Raw genomic sequence first — 24,770 nt, forward strand, 5'->3', positions numbered from 1 at the left:
GCGCCGCGCTCCGGAATCTCCGTCGCCTGCCGGGGAATGCGCCCCCTTCACGCCGGAGCGATGTCAACCCTGTGCACGGATCTTCCGCCGATCGGGTCATTCATGGCGTTAGCACGTCGAATGACTGACCCTGCTGGCGGCTCCCGCTAGAGTCTCTGACGATTCCAGTCGTTAGTCCGCGAAGAACCAAGGGGGCGCGTGCTGTCCGCCATCGCACGCCGGCTCGCTCATCCGCTTCTGCTCCTGGGGGTGCTGTGCACGGCCGTCGCCACGCTGCACTTCCACTGGGAACCCGACCGGGTGTCCCCGCTCGTGCTGGTCGGCGTCATCGGGTACCTGGCGGTGCTGGAACGCGTCATTCCGTACCGGGCCGACTGGCACCCGAGCCGGCGTGAACTCGGCTGGTACGCGGCCTACTTCGCGCTGAGCATGGTCGGCGGCGGGCTCGCCCAGGGGCTGGTCACCGCGCTGGTGGAGCTGCTCGGGCCGGCCCGCCCGGCGCTCCCGTTCGCGGCGGAGATCCCGCTGGCACTGCTGGTCGGCTCGCTCGGCGACTACCTGGTCCACCGGTGGTCCCACCGCAACCGCTGGCTCTGGCGGCTGCACGGCGTGCACCACGTGCCGGACAAGGTGAACGTCGCGAACAACGGGGTGAACCATTTCCTCGACGTGTTCGTCGCGCAGTCCGTGGTCCAGCTCTCGCTGGCGCTGATCGGATTCTCCGCGGAATCCGTGTTCGTGGTCGGAATATTCATCATCGCCCAGGGGTATTTCGTCCACGCCAACATCGACGTCCGCCTCGGCCCGCTCGGCCACCTGCTCGCCGGCCCCGAACTCCACCGCCTGCACCACAGCACCGAGCTCGGCGAGGCCGGGCACTTCGCCTCCGACCTCTCGCTGTGGGACCACGTGTTCGGCAGTTTCACCTGGCGCCCCGGCCGGGTGCCCACCGCCGTCGGTCTCGCCGACCCGGCCGCCTTCCCTGCCACCGGCGAGCTGGGCGCCACCCTGCTGCACCCCTGGCGCCGGGTGAACCCCACCGAACCGACCGTCTGACCCGGCCCGCGGGGCCACCTCCTCCGCCCGTGTCCGCGCCGCCACGCCCTCACCCCCGGATTGGACCATGACCACCTCGCCCCTCGCCGTGCCCCGCGACCGGATCGCGATCACCGGCATCGGCTGCCGCCTGCCCGGACACGCCAACGACCACCGGGCCTACTGGCGCAACCTCGTCGAGGGCCGGGACTGCCTCACCGCGACACCCGCCGACCGCTACGACACCGCCACCCTGGGCAGCCGGGACAGGTCCAAACCCGGGCGGCTGACCGGCGGCCGCGGCGGCTACGTCGACGGCTTCGACACCTTCGACCCGGACTTCTTCGGGATCAGCCCGCGCGAGGCCGCCCACATGGACCCGCAGCAGCGCAAGCTCCTGGAGGTCAGCTGGGAGGCCCTGGAGGACGGCGGCCTGCGCCCCGGCGACCTGGCCGGCCGCGACGTCGGCGTCTACATGGGCGCCTTCACCCTGGACTACAAGATCCTCCAGTTCGCCGACCTCGACTTCGGCACCCTCGCCGCGCACACCGCCACCGGCACCATGATGACGATGGTGTCCAACCGGATCTCGCACTGCCTCGACTTCCGCGGCCCCAGTGTCTCGATCGACACCGCCTGCAGCTCCTCCCTGGTCGCCGTCCACCTCGCCTGCCAGGGCCTGCTCCGCGGCGAGACCGAACTCGCGCTGGCCGGCGGCGTGTTGCTGCACATGGCGCCGCAGTACACGATCGCCGAGACGAAGGGCGGCTTCCTCTCCCGGGACGGCCGCTCGCGCGCCTTCGACGCCTCCGCCGACGGCTACGTCCGCGCCGAGGGCGTCGGCGTGGTCGTCCTCAAACGACTCGCGGACGCGCTGCGCGACGGCGACCCGGTGCACGCCGTCGTCCTCGGCAGCGGCGTCAACCAGGACGGTCGCACCAACGGCATCACCGTCCCCAGCGCGGACGCCCAGGTCGCCCTGATCGAACGGGTCTGCGCGGAGGCGGGCGTGCTCCCCGGCAGCCTGCAGTACGTCGAGGCGCACGGCACCTCGACCCCGGTCGGCGACCCGATCGAGGCGGCCGCCCTGGGCCGGGTGCTCGGCGTCGGCCGCCGCCCCGGCGCCCGCTGCTACGTGGGCTCGGTGAAGACCAACATCGGGCACACCGAGGCCGCGGCCGGGGTCGCCGGACTGATCAAGACCGCCCTCGCCCTCGAACACCGGCGGATCCCGCCGCACCTCAACCTGGAACGCCCCAACCCGGGCATCGACCTGGCCGCGCTCCCCTTCGACGTCCCGACCGCCGCCGTCGACTGGCCCGAGCACGACGGGCCGGCCCGGGCCGGCGTCAACTCCTTCGGCTTCGGCGGGACCAACGCGCACGTCCTGCTGGAGGAGCCGCCCCGGCCCACGCCCGCCGCGCCCGTGCCGCACCCCGCCCGCACGGTGCTGCCGCTCAGCGCCAGGGACGCCGCCGCGCTGCCCGAACTCGCCGCCGGCGTACGGCGGGAGCTCGCCGCCGGGGTGTCGCTCGCCGACCTCGGCCACACCCTCGCCCACCGCCGCCAGCACCTGCCCGAACGGCTCGCGGTCGGCTACGCCACCCGGCAGGACCTGGACGCGGCACTGGCCGCCTGCGAACGCGGCGAGGCCCACCCGCAGGTCGCCCGGGGCCGCGCCAGAGCGCGCGAACAGCGCCGGCTCGCCTGGGTGTTCACCGGCATGGGCCCCCAGTGGTGGGGCATGGGCCGCGGCCTGTACGCGAGCGAGCCGGCCTACCGGGAGGCCGTCCGGGCCTGCGACCGGGAGATCCGGGAACAGGCCGGCTGGTCGCTCCTGGCGGAACTGGAACGCGACGAGGCCGACTCCCGGATGGCCGAGACCTGGCTCGCCCAGCCCGCCAACCTCGCCGTCCAGCTGGGTCTCTCCGCGCTCTGGCGCAGTCGCGGGCTGCACCCCGACGCCGTCGTCGGGCACAGCACCGGCGAGGTCGCCGCCTTCCACGAGGCCGGCGTCTACGACCTCGCCGACGCCGTGCGGGTGGTGCTGGCCCGCAGCCGGCTGCAGCAGCGGCTGGCCGGCACCGGCACGATGCTCGCCGTCGGCCTGCCGGAGGAGCAGGCGCAGCGACGGATCCGCCCGCACCGCACCCGGGTCTCGCTCGCGGCCGTCAACAGCCCCTCCGCCGTGACCCTCGCCGGTGACACCGAGGCGCTGCGCGAACTCGCCGACGAGCTGCGCGCGGAGGACGTCTTCGCCCGCCTCCTGGACGTCGAGGTCCCGTACCACAGCGTGCGGATGGAGCCGATCCGGGAGGAGCTGACCGCCGCGCTGGCCGCGCTCGCGCCCGGCGAGGCCCGGCTGCCGCTCTACCTCACCGCCCGCGACGGCCTCGCCCGCGGCCCGGAGCTGGACGCCGGGTACTGGTGGCACAACGTCCGCAACCCGGTGCGCTTCCGTGCCGCCGTCGAGCGGATGGCCGGGGACGGGATCGGCCTCTTCCTGGAGGTCGGCCCGCACCCGGTGCTCGGCCACGCGATCCGCGAGTGCGTCGACGGCGCGCACACCCTGGCCTCCCTCCGGCGCCGCGCGGACGAGGACGCGTGCGTCACCCGCACCCTCGCCGAACTGCACACCCTGGGCGTCGAACCGGCCTGGGACGCGCTGCACCCGGCCGGCCGCCCGGTGCCGCTGCCCGCCTACCCCTGGCGGCGCGACCGGTACTGGGCCGAGCCGGACGCCGTCCGGAAGGTCCGCCTCGGCGAGGTCGACCACCCGCTGCTCGGCCGCCGCACCGCGAACGCCCAGCCCACCTGGACCACCGCGCTCGACCCCGAGCACCTGCCCTACCTGGCCGACCACCGGATCGAGGGCCGGGTGGTCTTCCCCGCCGCGGGGTACCTGGAGATGGCGGCGCAGGCCGTCCGCGCCCTGACCGGCGGCACCGAGGTGGTGCTCGCCGAGGTCGAGCTGAACCGGGCCCTGTTCCTCTCCGAGGCCGAGCCCACCCCCGTCCAGTTCGGCTACGCCCCGGAGGACGCCCGCTTCACCGTCACCTCCACCCCCGCCGGCGGCGAGCCCGCGGTGCACGCGAGCGGCCGGGTCCGCACGGGCCAGCGCCTCGCCCACGGCCCGGTGCTGGACGCCGAAGCGGTCCGGGCCCGGACCAGCCGGCTCGACGGCCCGGACTGCTACCGGCTGCTGGCCGCCCGCGGCTACGACTACGGGCCCGCCTTCCGGGCCGTCCAGGAGGTCTGGGTCGGCCCGGGCGAGGCCCTGGCCCGGATCGGCCCGGCCGATGGGCTCGGGCCCGCGGCGGGCGAGCACCACGCGCACCCGGTGCTGCTCGACGCCTGCTTCCAGACCCTGCTCGCCGCCCGGACGGCCGCGCCCGACGACGGCGGCGTACGGCTGCCCGTCGCCATCGAGGAGGTCCGCCTCGACGCGTTCGGCGACCGCCCGCTCTGGGCGCACGCCACCGTCACCCGCGACGACGGCCGCGACGTCGTCGGCGACCTCGCCCTCTACGCCGAGGACGGCACCCCGCTCGGCCGGATCACCGGCTTCCGGGCCGCCGACGTCGCCCGGGCCCCGGGATCGGTCGGCCTCGCCACCATCGACGGCTGGCTCACCGAACCCGTCTGGCTGGACGCCCCTGCCGTCGCCGACCCCGAACACCCCGGCGACCTGCTGCTGTTCGCCGACGCCGGCGGCCTCGCCGAGCGGCTCGCCGCGCTCGCCGCCGAACGCGGCTCCCGCTGCCACCTCGTCCGGCCCGGCGCCGCCCACCACCGCGGCGACACCGGGTCGACCGTCCGCCCGGACTCCACCGAGGACCTCACCCGGCTGCTCGAAGGGCTCGACCCCGGCTACCGCACCGTCGTCCACCTGTGGAACCTCGACCAGCCCGCGCTGGACGCCGCGGAGACCGGGCAGCTGGACGGCCTCGCCACCCTCGGCGCGTACTCGCTGATCGCCCTCGCCCGGGCGCTGCCCGCCGCCCGCCCCGACGCCCGGCTGCACGTCGTCACCCGGGGCGCCCAGGCCACCGCCCCCGGCGAACGGGCCGAACCGCTCGCCGCCCCCGCCTGGGGCGTCGGCCGGGTGCTCTGGCAGCAGGAGCTCACCGCCCAGCGCGGCACCCTGATCGACCTCGACCCCGGCGCGGACCATGCCGACCAGGCCGAGGCGCTGCTCGACGAACTCGGCGCCCGGGACGAGCAGGAGATCGCCCTGCGGGCCGGCCGCCGCCGCACCTGCCGGCTGCGCCCGGCCGAGGGCCTCACCCGCCCGCTGCCCCCGGTGCTCCGGGCGGACGGCTGCTACCTCGTCACCGGCGCCTTCGGGGCGCTCGGCCGGCTGCTCTGCCGCACCCTGGTGCGCCGCGGCGCCCGCCGGCTGGTGCTGCTCGGCCGCACCGCGCTGCCCGACCGGCGGCAGTGGCGGCACACCGACCCGGACAGCCCGGCCGGCCGGCGGATCGCCTTCCTGCGCGAGCTGGAGGCGCTCGGCGCCGAACCCCTGCTCGCCGCCGTCGACGTCACCGACGGGACCGCCCTCGCCGACTGGCTGGCCGACCACCGAGAGCGCGGGCTGCCGCCCGTGCGCGGCGTCTTCCACCTCGCCGGTCAGGTCAGGGACGTGCTCGTCCCGCAGATGGACCGGCCGGCCTTCGACGCCGGCTACCGCCCGAAGGTGGTCGGCGGCCACCTGCTGCACCGGCTGCTGCGCGACGAACCGCTCGACCACTTCGTGCTGTTCTCCTCCGTCGCCGCGCTGCTCACCACCGCCGGGCAGACCAACTACGCCGCCGGCAACGCCTTCCTGGACGCCCTCGCCCACCACCGCCGGGCCGCCGGCCTGCCCGCGCTCAGCCTCGACTGGGGCCCGTGGGCCACCGGCATGATCGAGGAGCTCGGCCTCGTCGCCCACTACCGCGACGCCCGCGGCATGAGCTCGCTCCCGCCGGAGGCCGGCGCCGCCGTGCTGGAACGGGTCCTCGGCCAGGACCGCGCCCAGCTGCTGGTGGCCACCGTCGTCGACTGGCCGACCTTCCTCGCCTGGTACCCGGCGCCGCCGCCGCTGGTCGCCGAGCTCGCGGCGAGCGCCGCCGAGCTCGCCCCGGCCGGAACGGACGGCTTCCTGGACGCCTACCGCTCCGCCGACCCGTCCGCCCGCCGGCAGCTGCTGGCCGAGCGGTTCACGGCCGCCGCCGCCGGCGTGCTGCGGGTCGGCGCCGAACGGATCGACCAGGACACCAGGCTCGGCGCGCACGGCCTGGACTCGCTGCTCGCGATGGAGCTGCGCGCCCGGGTGCACGGTGAACTCGGCGTCGCCCTGCCCGTGGTGGCGCTGCTCAGCAACGGCACCGTCGGCGACCTGGTCGAGCTGCTCGGCGAGGGGCTGGCCGAGCAGCTCGCCGCCGGGGGCGGCCCGGAGCACGCCGAGGTCGAGCTGCACATCGACGAGTCCCGCTACCCGCTCACCCACAACCAGCAGGCGCTCTGGTTCCTGCGCCAGCTCCACCCGGACGGCTACGCCTACAACATCGGCGGGGCCGTCGAGGTGCACGCCGAGCTCGACCCGGAGCTGGTCTTCGCCGCATTCCGCACCCTCGTCGACCGGCACCCCGGGCTCCGGGCCGCCGTCACCGCCGAGCAGGGCCGCCCCGTCCAGCGGATCCGCCCCGAGGCCGTCGCCGACACCGGGCTGTTCGACGTCGAGGGCCGGCCCTGGGAGGAGGTCCACGCACTGATCGTCGCCGAGTACCGCCGGCCGTACGACCTCGCGGAGGACCCCCTGGTGCGGCTGCGGCTGTTCCGGCGCGGCCCGGAGCGCTGGGTGCTGATGAAGGCCGTCCACCACATCGTCTCCGACGCGATCTCCACCTTCACCTTCATCGAGGAGCTGTTCGAGGTCTACGAGGCGCTGCGCCGCGGACGCACCCCCGAACTGCCCCCGGTCGCCGCCCGCTACCTCGACTTCCTCAACCACCAGAACCGCTTCCTGGCCGGTCCCGAGGCGCAGCGGATGCTCGACTACTGGCGCGGCCACCTGCCGTCCCCGGTGCCGGTGCTCGCCCTGCCCACCGACCGGCCCCGGCCCGCGGTGCAGACCCACAACGGCGCCTCGGAGTTCTTCCGGCTCGACGCCGAGCTCACCGCCCGCGTCCACGACCTGGCCCGGGCCCACCACGCGACCCCGTTCATGGTGCTGCTCAGCGCCTACTACCTGCTGCTGCACCGCTGGTCGGGCCAGTCCGACATCGTGGTCGGCAGCCCCGTCACCGGGCGCACCCAGGAGGAGTTCGGCTCCGTCTACGGCTACTTCGTCAACCCGCTGCCGCTGCACGTCAGCCTGGCCGGGGAGCCCGGGGTGGCCGAGCTGCTCGCCCGGGTGCGGCGGAGCGTGCTCGGCGGGCTGGACAACCAGGAGTACCCCTTCCCGCTGCTGGTCGAGCAGCTCGGGCTGCAGCACGACCCCAGCCGCTCCGCGGTGTTCCAGGCGATGTTCATCCTGCTCACCCACAAAGTCGCCGTGGAGCGCTTCGGGTACCGCCTGGAGTACATCGAACTCCCCGAGGAGGAGGGGCAGTTCGACCTGACCCTGTCGGCCTACGAGGACCGCGCGGACCACAGCTTCCACTGCGTGTTCAAGTACAACTCCGACCTCTTCGACGCCGCCACCGTCCAGCGGCTCGCCGCGCACTACCGCACCCTGCTGGACGCCATGACCCGGGCCGGCGACGACCGCCCCGTCGGCCGGCTGCGGATGCTCGAGGACACCGAACGCCGGCGCATCCTCGACGGGTTCAGCGGCGCCGGCCGGCGTCTGGAGCACGACACCCCGGTGCCCGAGCTGATCGCCAAGGCCGCCGCCGAGCACCCCGAGGCGCTCGCCGTCGCCGCCCCCGGGCCGTCCGGCACCCGGCGGCTCGGCTACGGCGAACTCGACCGCAGGGCGCACCGGGCGGCCCTGCGGCTACGCGAACTCGGGGTCGTCGAGGGCTCGGTGGTCGCCGTCTGCCTGGACAAGTCGCCCGAGCTGATCACCGTGCTGCTCGCGGTCTGGCGGGCCGGCGCCGCCTACCTGCCGCTCGACCCCGGACACCCGGCCGACCGGCTCGCCCACCAGGTGGCCGACGCCGGAGCCGTCCTGGTCGTCGTCGACGAGCGGCGGCCGCCCGGCGCCGACCTGCCCGCCCGGCCGGTCACCCTGGAGGAACTCGACCGGCCCGCGGCCGAGGGCCCGCCGCTGCCCGCCGCCGACCCGGACCGGGCCGCCTACGTCATCCACACCTCCGGCTCCACCGGCCGCCCGAAGGCCGTCCGGGTCGACCACCGCAACCTCGCCGCGGTCACCGCGGGCTGGCGCGCCGAGTACCGGCTGGACACCGAGGCCCGGGTGCACCTCCAGATGGCCGGGACGGCCTTCGACGTGTTCTCCGGCGACCTCGCCCGGGCGCTGAGCACCGGCGGCACCCTCGTCCTGGTCGACCGCGACCTGCTCTTCGACACCGCCCGGCTGCACCGCACCATGCGCGAGGAGGCCGTCGACTGCGCCGAGTTCGTGCCCGCCGTCGCCCGCGCCCTGCTGGCCCACTGCGAGCGCGAGGGCCTGCGGCTGGACTTCCTGCGCCTGCTGGCCGTCGGCTCGGACTCCTGGAAGGCCGCGGAACACCGGCGGCTGCGCGCCCTGTGCGGGCCGGACACCCGGCTCGTCAACTCCTACGGCCTGACCGAGGCCACCATCGACACCAGCTACTACGAGGGCACGGCCGAGGGCCTCGAACCCGGCCGGATGGTGCCGATCGGCCGGCCGTTCCCCAACAGCGAGCTCTACATCCTCGACCGCTACGGCGAACCGGTGCCGCCCGGCGTGGCCGGCGAACTGTGGGTCGGCGGCGCCGGGGTGGCGGCCGGCTACCCCAACGACCCCGGGCAGACCGCCCGGCGGTTCACCGCCCTGGACCTCGACGGCACGCCGACCCGGCTCTACCGCACCGGCGACCTCGGCCACTGGGACGCGCACGGCACCGCACACCTGCTCGGGCGGATCGACAACCAGGTCAAGGTGCGCGGCCACCGGATCGAGATCGGCGAGATCGAGGCCCACCTCACCGCCCGCCCCGAGCTCGCCCAGGCCTGTGTGACGGTCTGTCAGGACAGCACGGGGGAGAGCGTGCTGTCCGCCTACCTCGTCCCGGCCGAAGGGGCCGCGCTGGACCGCCGGGAACTCCGCCGCCACCTCGCCGAACACCTCCCCACCGTGATGATCCCCGCCCACCTCACCGAACTGCCCGCCCTGCCGCTCACCCCCAACGGCAAGGTCGACCTCGCCGCCCTGCCCGAACCGGTGGTCGACACCGGCGCCGCCCGAGACGAACCGCCGGTCACCCTCTACGAGATCCGCACCGCCGAACACTGGAAGGCGCTGCTCGGGCTCGACGAAGTCGGCCTCCAGCACGACTTCTTCGAACTCGGCGGCAGCTCCATCCGGCTGATCGAACTGATCCACCACCTGCAGACCGAGTTCAACGTCGGCATCCCGGTCGGCCAGCTCTTCAAGGTCACCACGCTGCACGGCATGGCCCGCACCCTGGAACAGATCATCACCGGCGAACTCGAAGGCGGCCAGCCCCACCTGTGGTTCAACCCGCAGGCACCCGAGGACCGCACGGTCCTCTGCTTCCCGCCCGCGGGCGGCCACGGACTGGTCTACCGCCAGCTCGCCGGCCACCTGCCCGGCCACCGCCTCGCCGCCTTCAACTACCTCACCGGCGACGACAAGACCGCCCGCTACGCCGACCTGGCCGAGGCCCTGCACCCGGCCGGCCCGTACGTCCTGCTCGGCTACTCGCTCGGCGGCAACCTCGCCTTCGAGGTCGCCGCCGAGCTCGAACGCCGCGGCCGGACCGTCCGGTCCGTCCTGATGGTGGACTCCTACCGGATCCCCGAACCCTTCACCCTCGGCGAGGACCACGTGGCCGCCTTCGAACGCGAGCTGCACGAGCACCTGCACCGCCACACCGGCTCCCGGATCGTCGCCCGGGAGACCCTCGAACAGGCCCGGGACTACCTGGAGTTCTGCAGCCGGACCCCCAACCTGGACACCGTCGACGCACACCTGCACGTGGTCTGCGAACGCGACCGGCTCGCCCTGCACACCGGCGGCGAACCCGGCTCGTGGCAGGGCTCCTCCACCTCCGGCACCACCGTGCACGCCGGGCACGGCAGCCACGCCGAGATGCTGGACGCCGAGTACGCCGCCCGCAACGCCGAACTGGCGGGCGCCATCCTGGCCGGAGGCGCCGCCGATGACCGCCCCTGACCGCGGACCGGACTGGTCCGACCGGCGGCGCGCCGGCGGCGGCCCGCCCCGGGTCATCGTGATCGGCGCCGGCATCGGCGGCCTCGCCACCGGCTGCTACGCCCAGATGAGCGGCCTGGAGACCCGGATCTTCGAGAAGCACGTGCTGCCCGGCGGCTGCTGCACCGCGTGGTCCCGGCACGGCTACCTGTTCGACTACTGCATCGACTGGCTCATCGGCACCGCCGAGGGCACCGGCGCCCACCAGGTCTGGCGGGAACTCGGAGCCCTCGACGGCAAGACCGTCACCCGCTTCGACGTCTTCAACCGCGTCGTCGACGAACACGGCCGGGCCGTCACCTTCTTCGCCGACCCCGACCGGCTCGAACACCACCTGCTGGCCCTCGCCCCCGGCGATGCCCGGCCGATCCGCTCCTTCTGCCGGGACCTGCGCCGTTTCGCCGCGCTCGACCTGCCCTGGGAGCTCACCCCGTCGCCGCTGCGCGGGCCGGCCGAACGGCTGCGGACCCTGCGCGCCGTGCTGCCGGCCTTCCGGCTGTTCTGGCGCACCGCCACCACCCCGATGCGCGGCTTCGCCGACCGCTTCCAGGACCCACTGCTGCGCCGGGCCCTGCCCAACGTGTTCCTCCAGGAACCGGCCGGCTTCCCGCTGCTGCCCTACCTGTACACCCTGGCCGCCGCGCACAACGGCAACGCCGGCTTCCCGCAGGGCGGTTCGCTCGGCCTGGCCCGCTCCGTCGAGGAGCGCTACACCTCGCTCGGCGGGGTGATCGGCTACCGCTGCCGGGTCGACCGGATCCTCGTCGAGGGCGGCCGAGCCGTCGGCGTCCGGCTCCGGGACGGCACCGAGCACTACGCCGACCACGTCGTCGCCGCCTGCGACGGCCCGACCGTCCTCGACCGGTTGCTGGACGGCCGCTGGTCCAGCCCCACCACCGACCGGCTGTACGGCGAACTGATCGACCGGCCCGGCAACCTCTACCCGGCGGTGGTCTCCGCCTTCGTCGGCGTCCGCGGCGGGCTGCCGGAGGGCGAACCGCACAGCACCACCTACCTGCTGGGCCCCGAGCAGGGCGCCCGGCTGCCCGGCTCGCTCCAGCACAGCCTGGTCGTCCAGCTGCGCTCCGCCTACGCGGAGGGCTTCGCGCCCGCCGGCCGGTCCGTGCTGCACTGCACCTACTTCAGCGACCACCGCAGCTGGAAGGAGCTGCGTGTCCGCGACCGCCGCGCCTACCGGGCCCGTAAGCAGGAAGTCGCCTCCTTCGTCCGGGAGTTCCTCGACCGGACGTACCCCGGGCTGGGCCGCCGGATCGAACTCGTCGACGTCGCCTCGCCCGTCACCACCGAACGCTTCACCGGAAACACCCGCGGCAGCATCCTCGCCTGGCAGGCCTTCTCCGAGGCCGAGGACGCCGCCAACCGGCTGGTCAACCGGGACCGCATGCGGCTGCCCGGACTGCGCGGCTTCTCCATGGCCGGGCAGTGGGCGGGCCTCGGCGGCCTGATCCGCGCCGCGACCAGCGGCCGGTACGCCGCCCAGTACCTCTGCCGCGAACTCGGCCGGCCCTTCCGGGCCTGGCCCAGCGACAACCAGGAACCCTGGCACGCCGGAAAGCTGGGCCGGCTGCCACAACTCGACCGGGTCACCACGGGAGTACCGGAATGAGCACGGGCAGGCGGACCATGGTGATCGTCGGCGGCGGCCTGGGCGGCCTGTCCACCGGCTGCTACGCCCAGATGAACGGCTACCGCAGCCGCATCCTGGAGATGCACGAACTGCCCGGCGGCTGCTGCACCGCCTGGGACCGCGGGGAGTTCACCTTCGACTGCTGCGTCAGCTGGCTGCTCGGCAGCGGCCCCGGCAACGAGATGCACCAGATCTGGCTCGAACTCGGCGCCCTCCAGGGCAAGGTGATGCGCAACTTCGACGTCTTCAACGTGGTGCGCACCCGCGACGGCGGCGCCGTCCGCTTCTACTCCGACCCCGACCGCCTCGAAGCCCACCTGCTCGACCTCGCGCCGGAGGACGCCCGGCAGATCCGGCGGTTCTGCGCCGGACTGCGGTCCTTCCGCCGCGCGCTGGTCCACTACCCCTTCCTCAAGCCGGTCGGGCTCATGGGGCGCCGGGAACGCTGGCGGATGCTCGCCTCCTTCCTGCCCCACCTCAACGTGATCCGGCGCTCGATCACCGAGCTGATGAGCGACTACTCGGCCCGCTTCCGCAGCCCGCTGCTGCGCGAGGCCTTCAACTTCGTGCTCTACGAGAAGCACCCCAACTTCCCCGTGCTGCCCACCTACTTCCAGCTCGCCGCGCACGCCGGGCAGTCGGCCGGGGTGCCGGAGGGCGGCTCGCTGGGCCTGGCCCGCTCCGTCGAGGAGCGCTACCGGCGGCTCGGCGGGGAGATCACCTACAACGCCAGGGCGACCGAGATCCTGGTCGAGCGCGACCGGGCCGTCGGGGTGCGGCTCAGCGACGGCCGGGAGGTCCGCGCCGACATCGTCGTCGCGGCCTGCGACGGCCGCACCACCATGCTCGACCTGCTCAAGGGCCGCTACCTGAACGACACCTACCGCCGGCTGTACACCCGGACCATCACCGAACCCGGCATGGTCTTCCCCGGCTACCTCACCGTCTTCCTGGGCCTGCGCCGGCCCTTCCCGGCCGGGGACCCGTGCACCACCCACCTGCTGGAGGAGGAGTTCGCGGCCCGGCTCACCGGCATCCGGCACCCCAGCATCAACGTCCAGTTCCGCAGCCGCCACTACCCCGAACTGTCCCCCGCCGGGACGACCGTCGTCTACGTCAGCTACTTCTGCGACATCGCCCCCTGGCGGGCCCTGAGCACCGGCCCCGAACAGGCGCCCCGGCTGCGGCGCGGCGAGGAGCTGCACACCCTGCCGGTCGGCCGCGGACGCGAGTACCAGCGGGAGAAGCGCCGGGTGCGCGACGCCCTCGTCGACTTCCTCGACGGCCACCACCCGGGGCTGAAGGAGGCCGTCGCGGTCAAGGACGTCTCCACCCCCCTCACCCAGGTCCGCTACACCGCCAACTACGACGGCACCGTGCTCGGCTGGCAGCCCTTCGTGGAGAGCGGCGAGACCCTGGAGGAGGAGATCAAGCGCAACGGCCCCGGGCTGCCGGGCCTGCGCGACTTCTACCTCTCCGGCGTCTGGGCGACCACCGGCGGCCTCATCCGGGCCGCCGCCGCCGGGCGCCACGTCGTGCAGTTCATCTGCCGCGACGACCGCAAGCCGTTCACCGCCGCCGTCGACGACACCGCCCCGCCGCCCACCCTGCTGGTCGAGCCGGTCGGCCCCGCGGACCGCCAGTTTGGAGTCACCTCGTGAGGATCGAGAAGTGGGTCGTCCACGAGCACGCCGACGGCGTGCCGGACGTCGAGCGGATGTACCGGAAGGTGGTCGAGGAGGTCGACGTCCGGCTCGCCGAGGACGAGATGCTGCTGCGCACCCGGTACGTCTCCGTCGACCCGTACCTCCAGGGGATCGCCCTCGACACCCCGGTCGGGGACCACATGGGCGCCGACTCGATCATGGAGGTGCTGGAGGCCGGCCCCCGCGCCCGCTTCGCCGTCGGCGACCTCGTCCAGGGCTTCGGCGGCTGGCGCAGCCACGTGATCGGCAACGGCGCCCCGACCCCCTGGCAGACCGGTACCTTCCCGATGGTCTTCCCCGCCTACCGCCGCCTCGACCCCGACCACTACGACGACGCCCTGCCGATCTCCACCGCCCTGGGCGTCCTCGGCGGGCCCGGGATGACCGCCTGGGGCACCGTGGAGAAGTTCCTGGCCGTGCGCCCCGGCGACACCGTGCTGGTCAGCGGCGCCTCCGGGGCCGTCGGCTCCCTGGTCGGCCAGCTCGCGCGGCACCGCGGCGCCCGGGTCGTCGGCACCACGGCGACGGCGGAGAAGGCCGACCGGCTGAGGGACCTGGGCTTCGACGCCGTCCTGCACTACCGCGACGGCGACGACCCCGAGCGGCTCGCCGAGCGGCTCGCCAAGGCGGCCCCGGACGGCGTCGACCGCTACTTCGACAGCCTCGGCGGCACGCTGACCGACGTCGTCTTCACCATGCTCAACGTCGACAGCCGGGTCGCGGTCTGCTGGCAGTGGGCGAGCCAGGTCGGCGGCCGCTGGACGGGCCCCCGGCTGCTGCCGATGATCATGTTCCCGCGCACCACCGTCCGCGGCATCTTCTCGCTGGAGTGGTTCACCGAGGAGAACTGGACGGCCCTGCGGCGGGACCTCGGCGGCCTCGTCCGCAGCGGCGACCTGCAGTACCACCAGACCGTCCACCGCGGCTTCGACACCATCCCCGCCGCCTACCGCAGCCTCTACCAGGACCGGGCCGCCAGCCGCGGCAAGGTGCTCGTCCGGCTCTGAGGCCGGGTCGTCGCGGGGTCGCGGCCGGGGCGTGGCGGGGGCGTGGTGGTGGCCGCCGCCACGCCCCCACCGGCGGCCGTCAGCCGGTGGCCGCCCACTGGTGGGCGGTGCCCTGGTGCACGGCGGCGTAGACGCGGTCCCGCAGCAGGTTGGCCTGACGGTCGGTGAGCGTCCGGTCCAGGTGCCGCAGGACCAGCTTGAGCAGGACGTTCTTCTGCCCGGGGCGCGCGCCGAGCCGCTCCAGGGCCCGTGGCGGCAGCTGCGAGCACGGCGTCTCGGCGAGGATCTCGACGGTCTCCACGCAGTCCGCGTCCGGGCCGAGCGCGTCGCGGACCCGGTCCCCGAGGTCCTCCGCCAGGTCGTCGCGGTCCACCGCCACCGAGAGGTCCCGGCGGACGGCGGGCATCGCGGACACCGGCCGGTAGGGCGCGAGGTCGGTCAGCTGGGCGGCCACCGACGGCTCGGTCGAACGCAGCACCCGGATGTCGTCCACGCCCTTGAGCAGCATCAGCATCCGGTCCAGCCCCATGCCGAGGGCCAGACCGCTCCACTCGGCGCCGAGCCCGGCCCGGGCCAGCACGCCGGGGTGGGCCAGGCCGCACTCCGCGACCTCGATCCACTCCGCGCCGCGGGCCACGTCCACCTGGCGGCCGGCCAGCGTGTACGGGTGGACGCGCTCCTCGTGGCGGTGCTCGGCGCCCGGGAGCAGACCGCCGACCAGGGCGGTGACCATCCCGTCCAGGTCGGCGGTGGTCAGCCGGGCCGGGCGGCGGGTGAGCCGCCACAGGTCCAGCTGGTGCGGGGTGCCGGTGTGCAGCCGGTCGATGCTGTCGCGGCGGTAGACCAGGCCGGGGCAGACCAGCAGGACGTCCTCGGCCGGATCCGCGGCCAGGGCCCGCAGCGCCGCCGGCACCAGGGCGCTGGAGTGGCTGCGGAGCATCCGCCGGTCGTCGACGTAGCGGGTGTACCGGGTGTCGCGGGTGATGTCGTCGGCGCGGTAGCCGAGGTGGTCGTAGTTGTCCTCGACCGTGACGACGCGCTCACCGCGCCACCAGCGGACCTCGCAGCCCCAGAGCGCGGCCAGCGCCTCGACGGCACGGGCGAGGACGAGCTGCACGGCGTGCGGACCGGCGGCGGGGTCGGTGAGGTCCCGGACGGCGAGGTCGCGGGCGAGCTGCTCGGGGGAGAGACGGGCGGGAACGGCGGTGCCGGGTACGGACATGGCGGCCTCCTGGCCGGGAGCGGTGACGGGGTGACGGCACACCCCCCGGCCCCTGGGCACGACCGCCGCCCCGGGCCGGCGGCTCAGCCCTGGAGGCGTGGCGACGTCCGACCCCTGCGGCGCCCAACGGGGGCCGGGGGGCCGGTAAATCGGCGAGAGTTCGCTACGACGGCCACACAGCGACCGTACCGGCACCCGGCACCGGGGACCAAGGGGTTTCCGCGGTGCCGGGTGCCGGGTGACGGGTGACGGGTGCCTGGTCCCGGTGCCGGACGCCTGGTCCTGGTCCTGGTTCTGGGGCCGGATGTCCGCCGCCCGTGCGGGGGCGGCCGTCAGCCGCGGATCCCGGCGGCCTGCAGCCGGCGGTGGACGGCCTCCCACTCGGGGGCGACCGGCTCGGTCCTCCGGGAGCCGACCCCGAGGTCCTTGAAGCCGCTGGACGTCGACACGCAGACCACCGGTCCCTCGATGCCCTCGGCTCCCTCGATTCCCCGGGAGCCGCCCGCCGCCCCGCCCAGGCTGCGCAGCCCGGCGAGCCCGGCCGCCGCGGACAGCTCCGTCCAGAGCCCGGCCCGGGCCAGCTCGCCCTGGGCGGCCGTCAGCTGGGCGTCGTCCAGCACCAGCGCGCGGCCGCCGCTCCCGCGCACCGCGAGCACGCCCCGGTAGCCGCCGACCGGTGCGGCGATCGAGTACGCCCGGCCCGGCGCCACGGCCGTGCGCGCGGCCGGCAGGCCCTGCCGGAGGGCACTCGCCAGCGGCGCCCCCGAGGCCGACTCGCAGGAGTAGATCCTGGGCACCCGCTCGGCCAGCCCGAGCCGGTGCAGTTCGGCGAACCCCTTCCAGACCCCGAACAGCAGCTCGCCGTAGCCGGTGGGCACGAAGACCGCGCCCGGCACCCCGAGGTCCCGGAAGATCTCGTAGGCGACGGTCTTGTAGCCCTCGGGGCCGTACGCGTGCCCGGTGTGCGTGGTGGTGAGGTTGCTGACCGGGTGCAGACCGAGGCGGTCGACCACCTGGCGCAGCAGCGGCCAGCGCGCCTCCCAGGGCACCGGCAGCACGACCGCGCCGTAGGCGTTCAGGAACGCGTCGACGTTCGGCGGCAGGTCCGGGCCGGTGAGGACCACGCAGCGCAGCCCGGCCCGGGCCGCGTAGGCGGCGGCGGAGGCGCCGTGGTTGCCCGAGGAGGCCACCGCGATCCCGGCCGCGCCGACACCGACGGCGGCGCTGGTGGTGCAGCGGTTCAGCCGGTCCTTGTGGCTCCAGGTCGGGTTGCGGGACTCGTCCTTGACGTACACCCCCGGTTCGAGCTCGACCAGCGGCGTGCCGCCCTCGCCCAGGCCCGGCGCGAGCAGCGGCGGCAGCAGCGGGGCCCACCGCTCCAGGCCGGCGACCTCCGACGGCGCGAACAGCGCCGCCGGGTCCGCCTTCCCGTACGCGTAGTCGACCTCGACCGGGTAGGCGACGTCCGCGGTGCCGGTGCCCGGACAGCCGGCGGTGAGTGGGGGCCACAGGGGGTAGTCGAGGGAAGGGTCGCCGAGGGAACGCTGACCGGTTGCGAGTGATCCGTCTGTCGCCATGTCAGGAGCCTATGTCCTCCCTCCGGGCCGGGTCCGCCGGATTCCCGGCCCCGGCCGGTGCGCGGACCCCGGCCGCCCGCCCGGACCGGGGGAGTGCCGCCGCCCCGCCCGGGGAAGGATCACCGCGAATCGGCAGGCGCAGCACGGACAGGGGGCCGGCGTGGACGGCGACATCGAGGCGATGAGCACCACCGTTCGGGAGGCCCGGGCGAAGATCCGTGAGGACGCCCTGCCCCGGGCCCGGGCACGCCGCGAGGCCGTCGTGCCCGCCGACCAGGCCGCGCTGCTGGCCGAGCTGATCGACCTGGTGGACACGGCGGCGGAGCTGGCCGACGCCGTCCACATGCGGATGACCACTCCCGACGGCCGTACGGCGTACCTGCAGGCCGGCCGGAGGCTCCGGGACCCGCTGGAGCACCTGCGCGGCCACCGGCGGCGGTTGACCGCGCAGGCGGGGTCCGGGGCGGGTTCCGAGTCGGGGTCGGGATCGGGGTCGGGATCCGGGGCCGCGGAGGCGTCGAAGCCGTCCTGACGGCCGCCGCCGGTGCCCCACCCGGGTCGGGCGGGGCACCGGCGACGTCCGGGCTCGGCGGCTCGGCGGTGTGGTGGCTCAGCGGTGGGCGGTGAACTGCACCACCTGCTGGTAGGTCGGCCGGTTCTGCCAGGTCGTCCTGACGTCCGTCACCCCGCCCAGCGGACGCTGGATGACGGTGTCGGCGCACCACTGGTCACCGGCCGAGCAGTCGGCGTCGCCCGGGTAGACCTGGGCCGCGGTCTGGGCGGCGGCCCGCTTCAGGGTGTCGAGCAGGACGCCCCGACAGGCCGCGAGGTCGCCCCCGCCGCAGTACGGGCGCGCCAGCGGGCCGGCCACCCGGTCGCCGAGGACGGACCGCAGGTCCTTGTCCAGGTAGCTCCACCAGCCGTACTGGAAGGCCGAACCCTTGTGCGGGATAGACTCGTTGGCGCTCGTCGAGCCGCCGCCGGGGCCGCTCTGCCCGCCGGAGGGCGACTCGTTGATCTGCACGGCGCCGGTCAGCGCGGTGAACAGCTGGTCGCCGAGGCCGGGGCGCATCGTCCCCTCGGCGACCAGCGGCCACCAGGCGTCCATGACGCGGATCGCGGTGGCGTCGGCGTAGCTGTGGCTGCCGGCCGAGGTCTCCTTGCGCCGGCCGCCGTCGGCCAGCCACGTCTCCAGCTGCTGCAGCGCGGTGGCGGCCGTCTGGTCGGTGACCGGGGCGCTGCGCAGCACCCGGATCAGGTCGGGCAGCACGTCCTCGGCACGCAGGTCGGTCAGGGCGGCGCCCTCCATGGCCTGGGTGAGGGAGACCCTGCTCGCCTTGCCGCCGCCCTGCAGCAGCGCCCTGACCCGGTCGTCGAGCAGGTTGCCGCGGTGCACCGAGCCGTTGCCGAAGCCGGCCGTGGTGAAGCCGTCGGCCTGCTTGTTGTTCCAGGAGATGTAGTAGTCCTGGTCGACGGACTGCGGGTGCTCGGCGGGCGGGGTGTACCGCGCGGTGTTGGTGACGGGGTCGAAGTCGGTCCACTCGTAGGCCGGTTCGGCGCGCAGCGGCAGGCCCGGGTCGACGCCGGGGGCGCGGACGGGGTTGGTTCCGGAGTTGTAGTAGGCGATGTCGCGGGAGTCGGCGTAGAACCAGTTGAAGGTGTAGTTGATGTCCTGCGCGGCCCGCTGGAAGCCCGCCGCGTCGTGCACGGCGCCGGGGTCGTTGAGCTCCTGGAAGCCGATGATCGAGTCGGCCTCGTGCCGGTAGGTGGAGCGCAGCGAGGTGAAGGCGACGGGCGCGCCGCCGACCGTGCCGCGGGCGGTGACCAGGCCGTACCTGGAGCGGTACATCACCAGGGTGTACGAGCCGGCCGCGGTGGAGTCCGCGGTGGTCGGGCTCCAGGCGTTCTTGCGTTCCAGCCGGTCGAGGGGCACGCACTGGCCGTGCCAGAGGTAGGACTCGGCGGCGGTGGTGACGGGCGAGCCGTCGGTGGTGCAGAGCGGCACGGCGTAGGTGTCGGTGATGTCCTGCCCGGCGGAGGTGGCGCTCCAGGCGTAGTCCTGGCCGCGGCCGAGCTGGACGTAGAAGCTCAGGCCGGCGAAGGCGGCGCCGCGCGCGCTGATGCCGGGGCCCTGGATCTCCTCCAGCATGAGCAGTTGCGGGGCGAAGTAGCCGGTCTGCGGTCCGAACACGGCGACGGGGTGGCCGTCGTCGGTGTGGGCGCCGGAGACCAGCAGGGCGTTGGACATGCCGTGCCGGGCGCTGAGCAGGTTGCCGGGCAGCAGACCCGGTGCCGCGGTGGCGGCGGTGCCGGCCGAGCCGGTGGCGTCGTAGACCATCCGCTCGGGCACCACCGAGCCCGGGTCGGGCGGCGCCTCGCCCTGCGGGCTGTCGGGCACCGTGGCGTAGGGGAAGCGCTGGCCGTCGTGCAGGGTCTCGACGGCCTCGGGGTCGTCGGCCTCGCGCAGCGACTTCCAGACGGCGTCCCCGGCGTCCTTGCCGTAACGGGCCTCGGCGGCCGACTTGACCTGCGCGGAGGCGAGTTCGCCGCCGCCGCCGGAGCCGAACAGCGCGCCCACCACGGAGGCGAGGGCCACCAGGTCGGTCAGCTTGAACGGTTCGATGGACCCGGCGTTGGTGATCGGGTCGATGTGCCCGGTCAGGTCGTACTCGCCGGGGAAGGTGCGGCCGTTGTAGGCCTCCCGGACGTACTGGTTGATCCCGTCGAGGTAGGCGGTGGCGTCGGCGAGGGCCTGGGCGGCCCGGCCGCCGCGGGACGCGAGCGCGTCGATCTGCTGCTGGAGCTCGGCCTCGGTGTACGGGGCGGCCTGCCAGAAGCTCTGCTCCAGCTGGCGGTTGGCGGCGGCGCCGCCCGCGAAGCCGGACAGCTGGCCGCGGCCGACGTGCCGGAACAGGTCCATCACCCAGAGCCGGTCCTGGGCCGCCGCGTAGCCGGCCCCGAACTCGGTGCCGTAGCGGGTGGTGCCGCTGATGTGCGGGACGCCGGTCGCCTTGTCGCGCACGATGGTGACGTCGCCGCGGGGGCTGGCGGTGCTCGCCACCTGGTCGGCGGGGACGCCGAAGGAGGCGTCGTTGAAGAAGTCGCGCAGCTTGGCGTCGGTGAGCCCGGGGTAGCCGGCGGCGAGGCCCGCGTACGGGCCGAGCTGGTCGTCGGTGTGGGCGGGGCGGCTGCCGAACACCCGGTTGAGCAGGATCTCGGCGAGGGTGGCGTTGCCGTTCTCGCCGGGCGGCAGGATGTCGGTGCAGCGGCCGCCGCAGTAGTCGGCCGCTGCGGCCGGCGCGGGGGCAGGGGCGGCCGCGGTGGGGGTGGTGGTCAGGGCGGCGGTGACGAGAAGGGCCGACGCGAGGGCGGCGGCCGGGAACCGGAGGGGGTGGGGGCGTGGGCGCAAGGCGTGCTCCTCCGTCGAAGTCACGGGGAGTCGACGGTAGGGGTGCTACTGACCGGTTGGCTAGTGGCGTGCATGCCATTTCCGCTGGGGCGCCGTGGAGTTGACGGCTCGGGGGTGATGGCCTGGGGGCGGGTGAGGTGCTGTCAGCGGTCGCCGGGCGAGGGGCCGTCGGGCGCCGGGTCGCGGCTGAGCGGGTTGTCGTCGAGCGGGTCGTGCGCGGCCGGGCGGTGGGCGGCGTGGCGGGCGGACAGTCGGGCGGCGGCGGTGGCCGGGTCGGTGCGGGGGAGCCGGGGGTGCAGGTCGGCGAGCAGGACGAGGAGCCGCTCACGGACCGGGCCGGCGGAGGTGGCGACCGCGCCGGCGAGGACCAGGGGCTCCTCCGGCACGGCGGTGGCACGGGCCAGGGCGGCCAGGTGGCCGGCGGCGGTGTGCGCGATCGCGAGGGCGGGTCCGTCGCCCTCTTCCGCCAGCCGGGAGACCAGCGGGGCGAGGGCGGCGAGGCGCCGGGGCGGGCCCTGGTAGGCCCAGCGCAGCAGGTCGCCGGGGGAGTCGGCGGCGCAGTGGGCGCGCACGGCGGCACCCAGCGGGCCGGCCGGGTCCGCGTGGGCGTGCCGGAGCGCCTCGCGGCCGAGCCAGAAGCCGCCGCCCTCGTCGCCGAGCAGCCAGCCCAGCCCGCCGGCGCGGGCGATCGTGCGGGTGCCCGCCAGTCGGGCGCAGACCGTGCCGGTGCCGGCGATCAGCACGGTGCCGCGCCCGTCGGTGACGCCGCCGCAGGCGAGGGCCGGCACGGTGTCCGGGACGAGTCGCACCGGGCAGTCGAGGCGCAGGGCGGCCCGGCAGCGCTCCGCGAACCGCTCGGGATCCGGCAGGGCCCGGTACCCGGCGAGCCCGACCAGGCAGGAGCCGACCAGCCGGGGATCCCGCCCGTCCAGGGCGCCGGCGGCGGCCGCGCCGAGATGGGCGAGCACGTCGCCCGGGCGCTGCCCGGCCGGGTTCGCGCCGGGGCCCTCGCCGCGCCCCCGCAGCGCGCCGTCGGCGTCGAGGAGGACGGCGCCGGTCCTGCTGCCGCCCGCGTCCAGTCCGAGGTGGAAGGTGCTCACGGGGCGCCTCCGGGAGGGCGGTCCGCCGCCCGGGGCGGCTCGTGCGCGGCAGGGGTGCGGGCCGGGGTCCGCGGGTCGGGAGTCGCGGTTCGCGGTCCGGGGGGAAGCGTACCCGCCGGCGCCCCGCCGCCCCGGACGCGCGCCGCCCCGCCGCCCCGCCCGACCGCCCCGGGTCCGTCGGTCAGGACACCAGGGTCTGCTCCGCCAGCTCGGTGAGCGTGACGGTGCACAGACCGCCGCGCTCCGTCCGGACGTCCGTCACCTCCAACTGGGTGCCCGGGAGCAGGATGAACTCCTCCTCGCCGGTGAAGGCGGAGAAGTCCTGGATGCCGGTGGCCCGGGCGGGGCGCACCTCGAACAGCGTCCGCTTGCCGCGGCTGCCGAGGAAGGCCTGCGCCACGCCCAGCTTGGAGGTGCAGGAGGAGACGCCCCACCACGTCACCGTCCGCCCCAGCGGGTACTGCGCCCGGAGGTCCAGCGGGACGCCGCGCCAGAGCGGCTCGGTGCGGACGGGCAGCTGGGACACCGCCGCGAACAGCAGCCGCAGGTACGGCAGGTAGGGCACCAGGCGGGAGCGGTCGGGGGAGCGCAGGACGGCGTTGATCTCCCGGTAGAACGCCGACTCGCAGGTGTAGAGGTAGAGCGCGGCGATCGCGTCGGCGGACAGCCCGCCGGCGGCGGCCGGTGCGCCGTCGGCCCGGCGCTTGCCGAACTCGTGCGAGAGCGTGACGTGCCGGTCCAGCCCGCGCAGCAACCGGGCGACCGGCTCGACGGCCTCCCGGAAGTCCATCAGCGGGGTGTCGAACACGCCGGTGATCGCGGGCAGGACGAGGCCCTCGTCCTTGACGCTCGCGAGCCGCTCCAGGTACAGCTGGTGCAGCTCCATGGTGGAGGCGATGAACGCGCCCATCCGCTCGGCGACGTCGCCGTCGGCCGGGCCCCGCCCGTCGGCGTGCCGGTTCCACCCGGTGCTCGGGAGCCAGTCGACCTCCTCGGCGCCCAGCGAGGCGAGGGCCTCGTTGACCGTCGCGAAGTGCGCGCCGTCGCAGAAGACGTCGCCCTGCGCCGCGGGGTTGGGGTGGTCGATGTGCCGGACCTCGACGCCCGGGTACTTCTTCTGGAGCCGGAGCACCACGCTCTTCAGGCTGCGGGCGTGCGCCCCCCACCACGCGAAGACGACGCCGCGGTCCTCCTCGTCGGCGTCCTGCTTGGCGCGCAGGATCTCCTCGACGATCCGTTCGGCGACGGGCCGCCAGAACGCGGTGTGCCGCTCCGGCCCCAGGGCGCCGTCGCTGCTGGCGGTCAGGGCGGCGTTCAGCAGCAGCACGCCCTGGGTGAGCATCGCCTGGAACCACTCCGGCGGCTGGACCGTCTCCTTCTCCTTCAGCAGCGCCCGGACGTCGGCGATCGGTGTCTTCTTGGGTATGCCGTACTTCCACATCGCCGCCGCCTTGATGATGCAGCGGATGCTGACGACCCGGCCGAACTGGCTGTCCTTCCAGTCGTGGAAGGTGTTGTCGAACATGGCGATGCCGGTGGCGCTCTCCGGCCGCGGGTAGGGGTTCTGCCCGAAGACGACGACCTTCCACTTGTGCGGCGCGTGGGGCTTCAGCGCCTGGAAGGTCAGCTCGCGGACGGGCACGACGTCCGGGCCGCGCCCCGGGCCGATGAACGCGGCGGCGTCGGGCCGGGCCTCGATGACCGGCTTCAGCAGCGGCAGCCAGGGCTCGCCGCCGCCCGCGAAGAGTTCGGCGAGGGCCAGCGGGTCGGTCGGGTCGGACGGGGTGGTGGCGTTGGCTTCGCTCATGGGGCGGCACTCCGGGACGTCGGCTCGTTCGTGATGGCCCGTCAGGCACCGGGCGGGCCCCTGGCGGACACCCCCATTCCTACCTGCGGGGTGTGACAGCCCGTGGTCCGCGGATTGTCAGAGGTGGGCGCTAGCGTCGTGGTCAGTCGAGGCCGTACGCCGATGGGAGTGGAGCATGAGCATGGACGACACGCGGTCCCCGCTGAGGGTGGTGCTGGCCGACGTCAACGCGTCGGTGGTGGAGGCCTGGAGGGCGGCGTTCGCCGACGTCCCCGGGGTCGAGGTCCGGGTGGGTTCGATCCTCGACGAGCACGTCGACGCCTGGGTCAGCCCCACCAATGCGCGCGGCCGGATGGACGGCGGGGTCGACGCGGTGATCAGGCGTCACCTCGGCGCCGGCATCCAGTTGCGCGTGCAGCGGGCGATCCGGGACGAGGCCGCGGGGGCGCTCCCGGTGGGCAGCGCGGTCTGCGTCCCCTCCGGCGCGACCAACCCGCGCTTCCTGATCTCGGCGCCGACGATGGCCGGGTCCTCGCAGAACGTGAGCGAGACGCTGAACGTGGCCCTCGCCTGCGCCGCCGCCTTCCAGGCCGTCCACCGGCAGAACGCGGCGGCGCCGGGCAGCATCCGGTCCGTGGCCCTGGTCGGCATGGGCGCGCGGGCGGGCCGGGTGCCGGCCCGGGTGTGCGCCAACCTGATGTGGACGGGCTACACCCTGTTCAACGACCACCGCTTCGAGGACTACGACGACCTGCGTGCCACCGTCCTCGCCCAGCTCGACGACCTCGAAAGCGCGCCCGTGACGCAGCGCGTCCGGATATCCCCGCCGGCCCGCGGCACCGGCCGGCGCTGACCCGGGCGAGTGCCGGGACGGGTGGGCCCGCCGGCG

Annotated in this window: 12 protein-coding genes; 7 read left to right on the forward strand and 5 right to left on the reverse strand. The window is 74.9% G+C overall.

Features of this window, described 5'->3' with window-relative positions; all coding sequences use genetic code 11:
- Positions 1 to 198 precede the first annotated feature (198 nt).
- From AB0N04_RS03410 to AB0N04_RS03430, 5 genes are all read left to right on the forward strand, one after another.
- Positions 199 to 1,056, forward strand: a complete 858-nt coding sequence (locus AB0N04_RS03410; protein ID WP_360208493.1) for a sterol desaturase family protein — start codon at positions 199 to 201, stop codon at positions 1,054 to 1,056.
- Positions 1,057 to 1,123: 67 nt separating this feature from the next.
- Positions 1,124 to 10,366 carry an amino acid adenylation domain-containing protein gene (locus AB0N04_RS03415; RefSeq protein WP_360208496.1) on the forward strand — a complete coding sequence of 3,081 codons (9,243 nt, stop codon included), beginning with the start codon at positions 1,124 to 1,126 and terminating at the stop codon, positions 10,364 to 10,366.
- Positions 10,353 to 12,032 (forward strand): NAD(P)/FAD-dependent oxidoreductase, encoded by a 1,680-nt coding sequence (locus AB0N04_RS03420; RefSeq protein WP_360208498.1) that lies wholly within the window; start codon positions 10,353 to 10,355, stop codon positions 12,030 to 12,032. The genes AB0N04_RS03415 and AB0N04_RS03420 overlap by 14 nt, the downstream gene beginning before the upstream one ends.
- 17 nt (positions 12,033 to 12,049) lie before the next feature.
- The gene (locus AB0N04_RS03425) at positions 12,050 to 13,714 is read left to right on the forward strand and encodes an NAD(P)/FAD-dependent oxidoreductase (RefSeq protein WP_360208559.1); all 1,665 of its coding nucleotides are present in this window, start codon (positions 12,050 to 12,052) and stop codon (positions 13,712 to 13,714) included.
- Positions 13,711 to 14,766, forward strand: a complete 1,056-nt coding sequence (locus AB0N04_RS03430) for an NADP-dependent oxidoreductase (protein WP_360208500.1) — start codon at positions 13,711 to 13,713, stop codon at positions 14,764 to 14,766. The genes AB0N04_RS03425 and AB0N04_RS03430 overlap by 4 nt, the downstream gene beginning before the upstream one ends.
- Positions 14,767 to 14,845: 79 nt before the next feature.
- Here AB0N04_RS03430 and AB0N04_RS03435 read toward each other — a convergent pair whose 3' ends face one another.
- Positions 14,846 to 15,988 (reverse strand): hypothetical protein, encoded by a 1,143-nt coding sequence (locus AB0N04_RS03435; RefSeq protein ID WP_360208503.1) that lies wholly within the window; start codon positions 15,986 to 15,988, stop codon positions 14,846 to 14,848.
- 332 nt (positions 15,989 to 16,320) lie between these two features.
- Complete coding sequence (locus AB0N04_RS03440; RefSeq protein WP_360208505.1) at positions 16,321 to 17,565, reverse strand: pyridoxal-phosphate dependent enzyme; 1,245 nt, start codon at positions 17,563 to 17,565, stop codon at positions 16,321 to 16,323.
- 160 nt (positions 17,566 to 17,725) lie between these two features.
- On the opposite strand from AB0N04_RS03440, the gene AB0N04_RS03445 reads away from it, so the two are divergent.
- Positions 17,726 to 18,097 (forward strand): hypothetical protein, encoded by a 372-nt coding sequence (locus AB0N04_RS03445; protein WP_360208507.1) that lies wholly within the window; start codon positions 17,726 to 17,728, stop codon positions 18,095 to 18,097.
- A gap of 78 nt (positions 18,098 to 18,175) precedes the next feature.
- Here AB0N04_RS03445 and AB0N04_RS03450 read toward each other — a convergent pair whose 3' ends face one another.
- The 3 genes from AB0N04_RS03450 to AB0N04_RS03460 all read right to left on the reverse strand — a co-directional run bounded on the left by AB0N04_RS03450 (position 18,176) and on the right by AB0N04_RS03460 (position 23,881).
- Positions 18,176 to 20,902, reverse strand: coding sequence for a penicillin acylase family protein (locus AB0N04_RS03450; RefSeq protein WP_360208562.1), 2,727 nt, complete (start codon positions 20,900 to 20,902; stop codon positions 18,176 to 18,178).
- Positions 20,903 to 21,117: 215 nt separating this feature from the next.
- Positions 21,118 to 22,074 (reverse strand): BadF/BadG/BcrA/BcrD ATPase family protein, encoded by a 957-nt coding sequence (locus AB0N04_RS03455; protein WP_360208510.1) that lies wholly within the window; start codon positions 22,072 to 22,074, stop codon positions 21,118 to 21,120.
- 181 nt (positions 22,075 to 22,255) lie between these two features.
- The gene (locus tag AB0N04_RS03460) at positions 22,256 to 23,881 is read right to left on the reverse strand and encodes an ADP-ribosyltransferase domain-containing protein (protein WP_360208512.1); all 1,626 of its coding nucleotides are present in this window, start codon (positions 23,879 to 23,881) and stop codon (positions 22,256 to 22,258) included.
- 181 nt (positions 23,882 to 24,062) lie between these two features.
- Between AB0N04_RS03460 and AB0N04_RS03465 the strand changes: the two genes are divergently transcribed.
- A complete protein-coding gene (locus tag AB0N04_RS03465) occupies positions 24,063 to 24,734 on the forward strand; it encodes a macro domain-containing protein (RefSeq protein WP_363363141.1) in 672 nt (223 codons plus the stop codon).
- Positions 24,735 to 24,770: the final 36 nt, after the last annotated feature.

It is taken from the genome of Kitasatospora sp. NPDC051702, assembly GCF_040681575.1.
Classification (GTDB): domain Bacteria; phylum Actinomycetota; class Actinomycetes; order Streptomycetales; family Streptomycetaceae; genus Kitasatospora.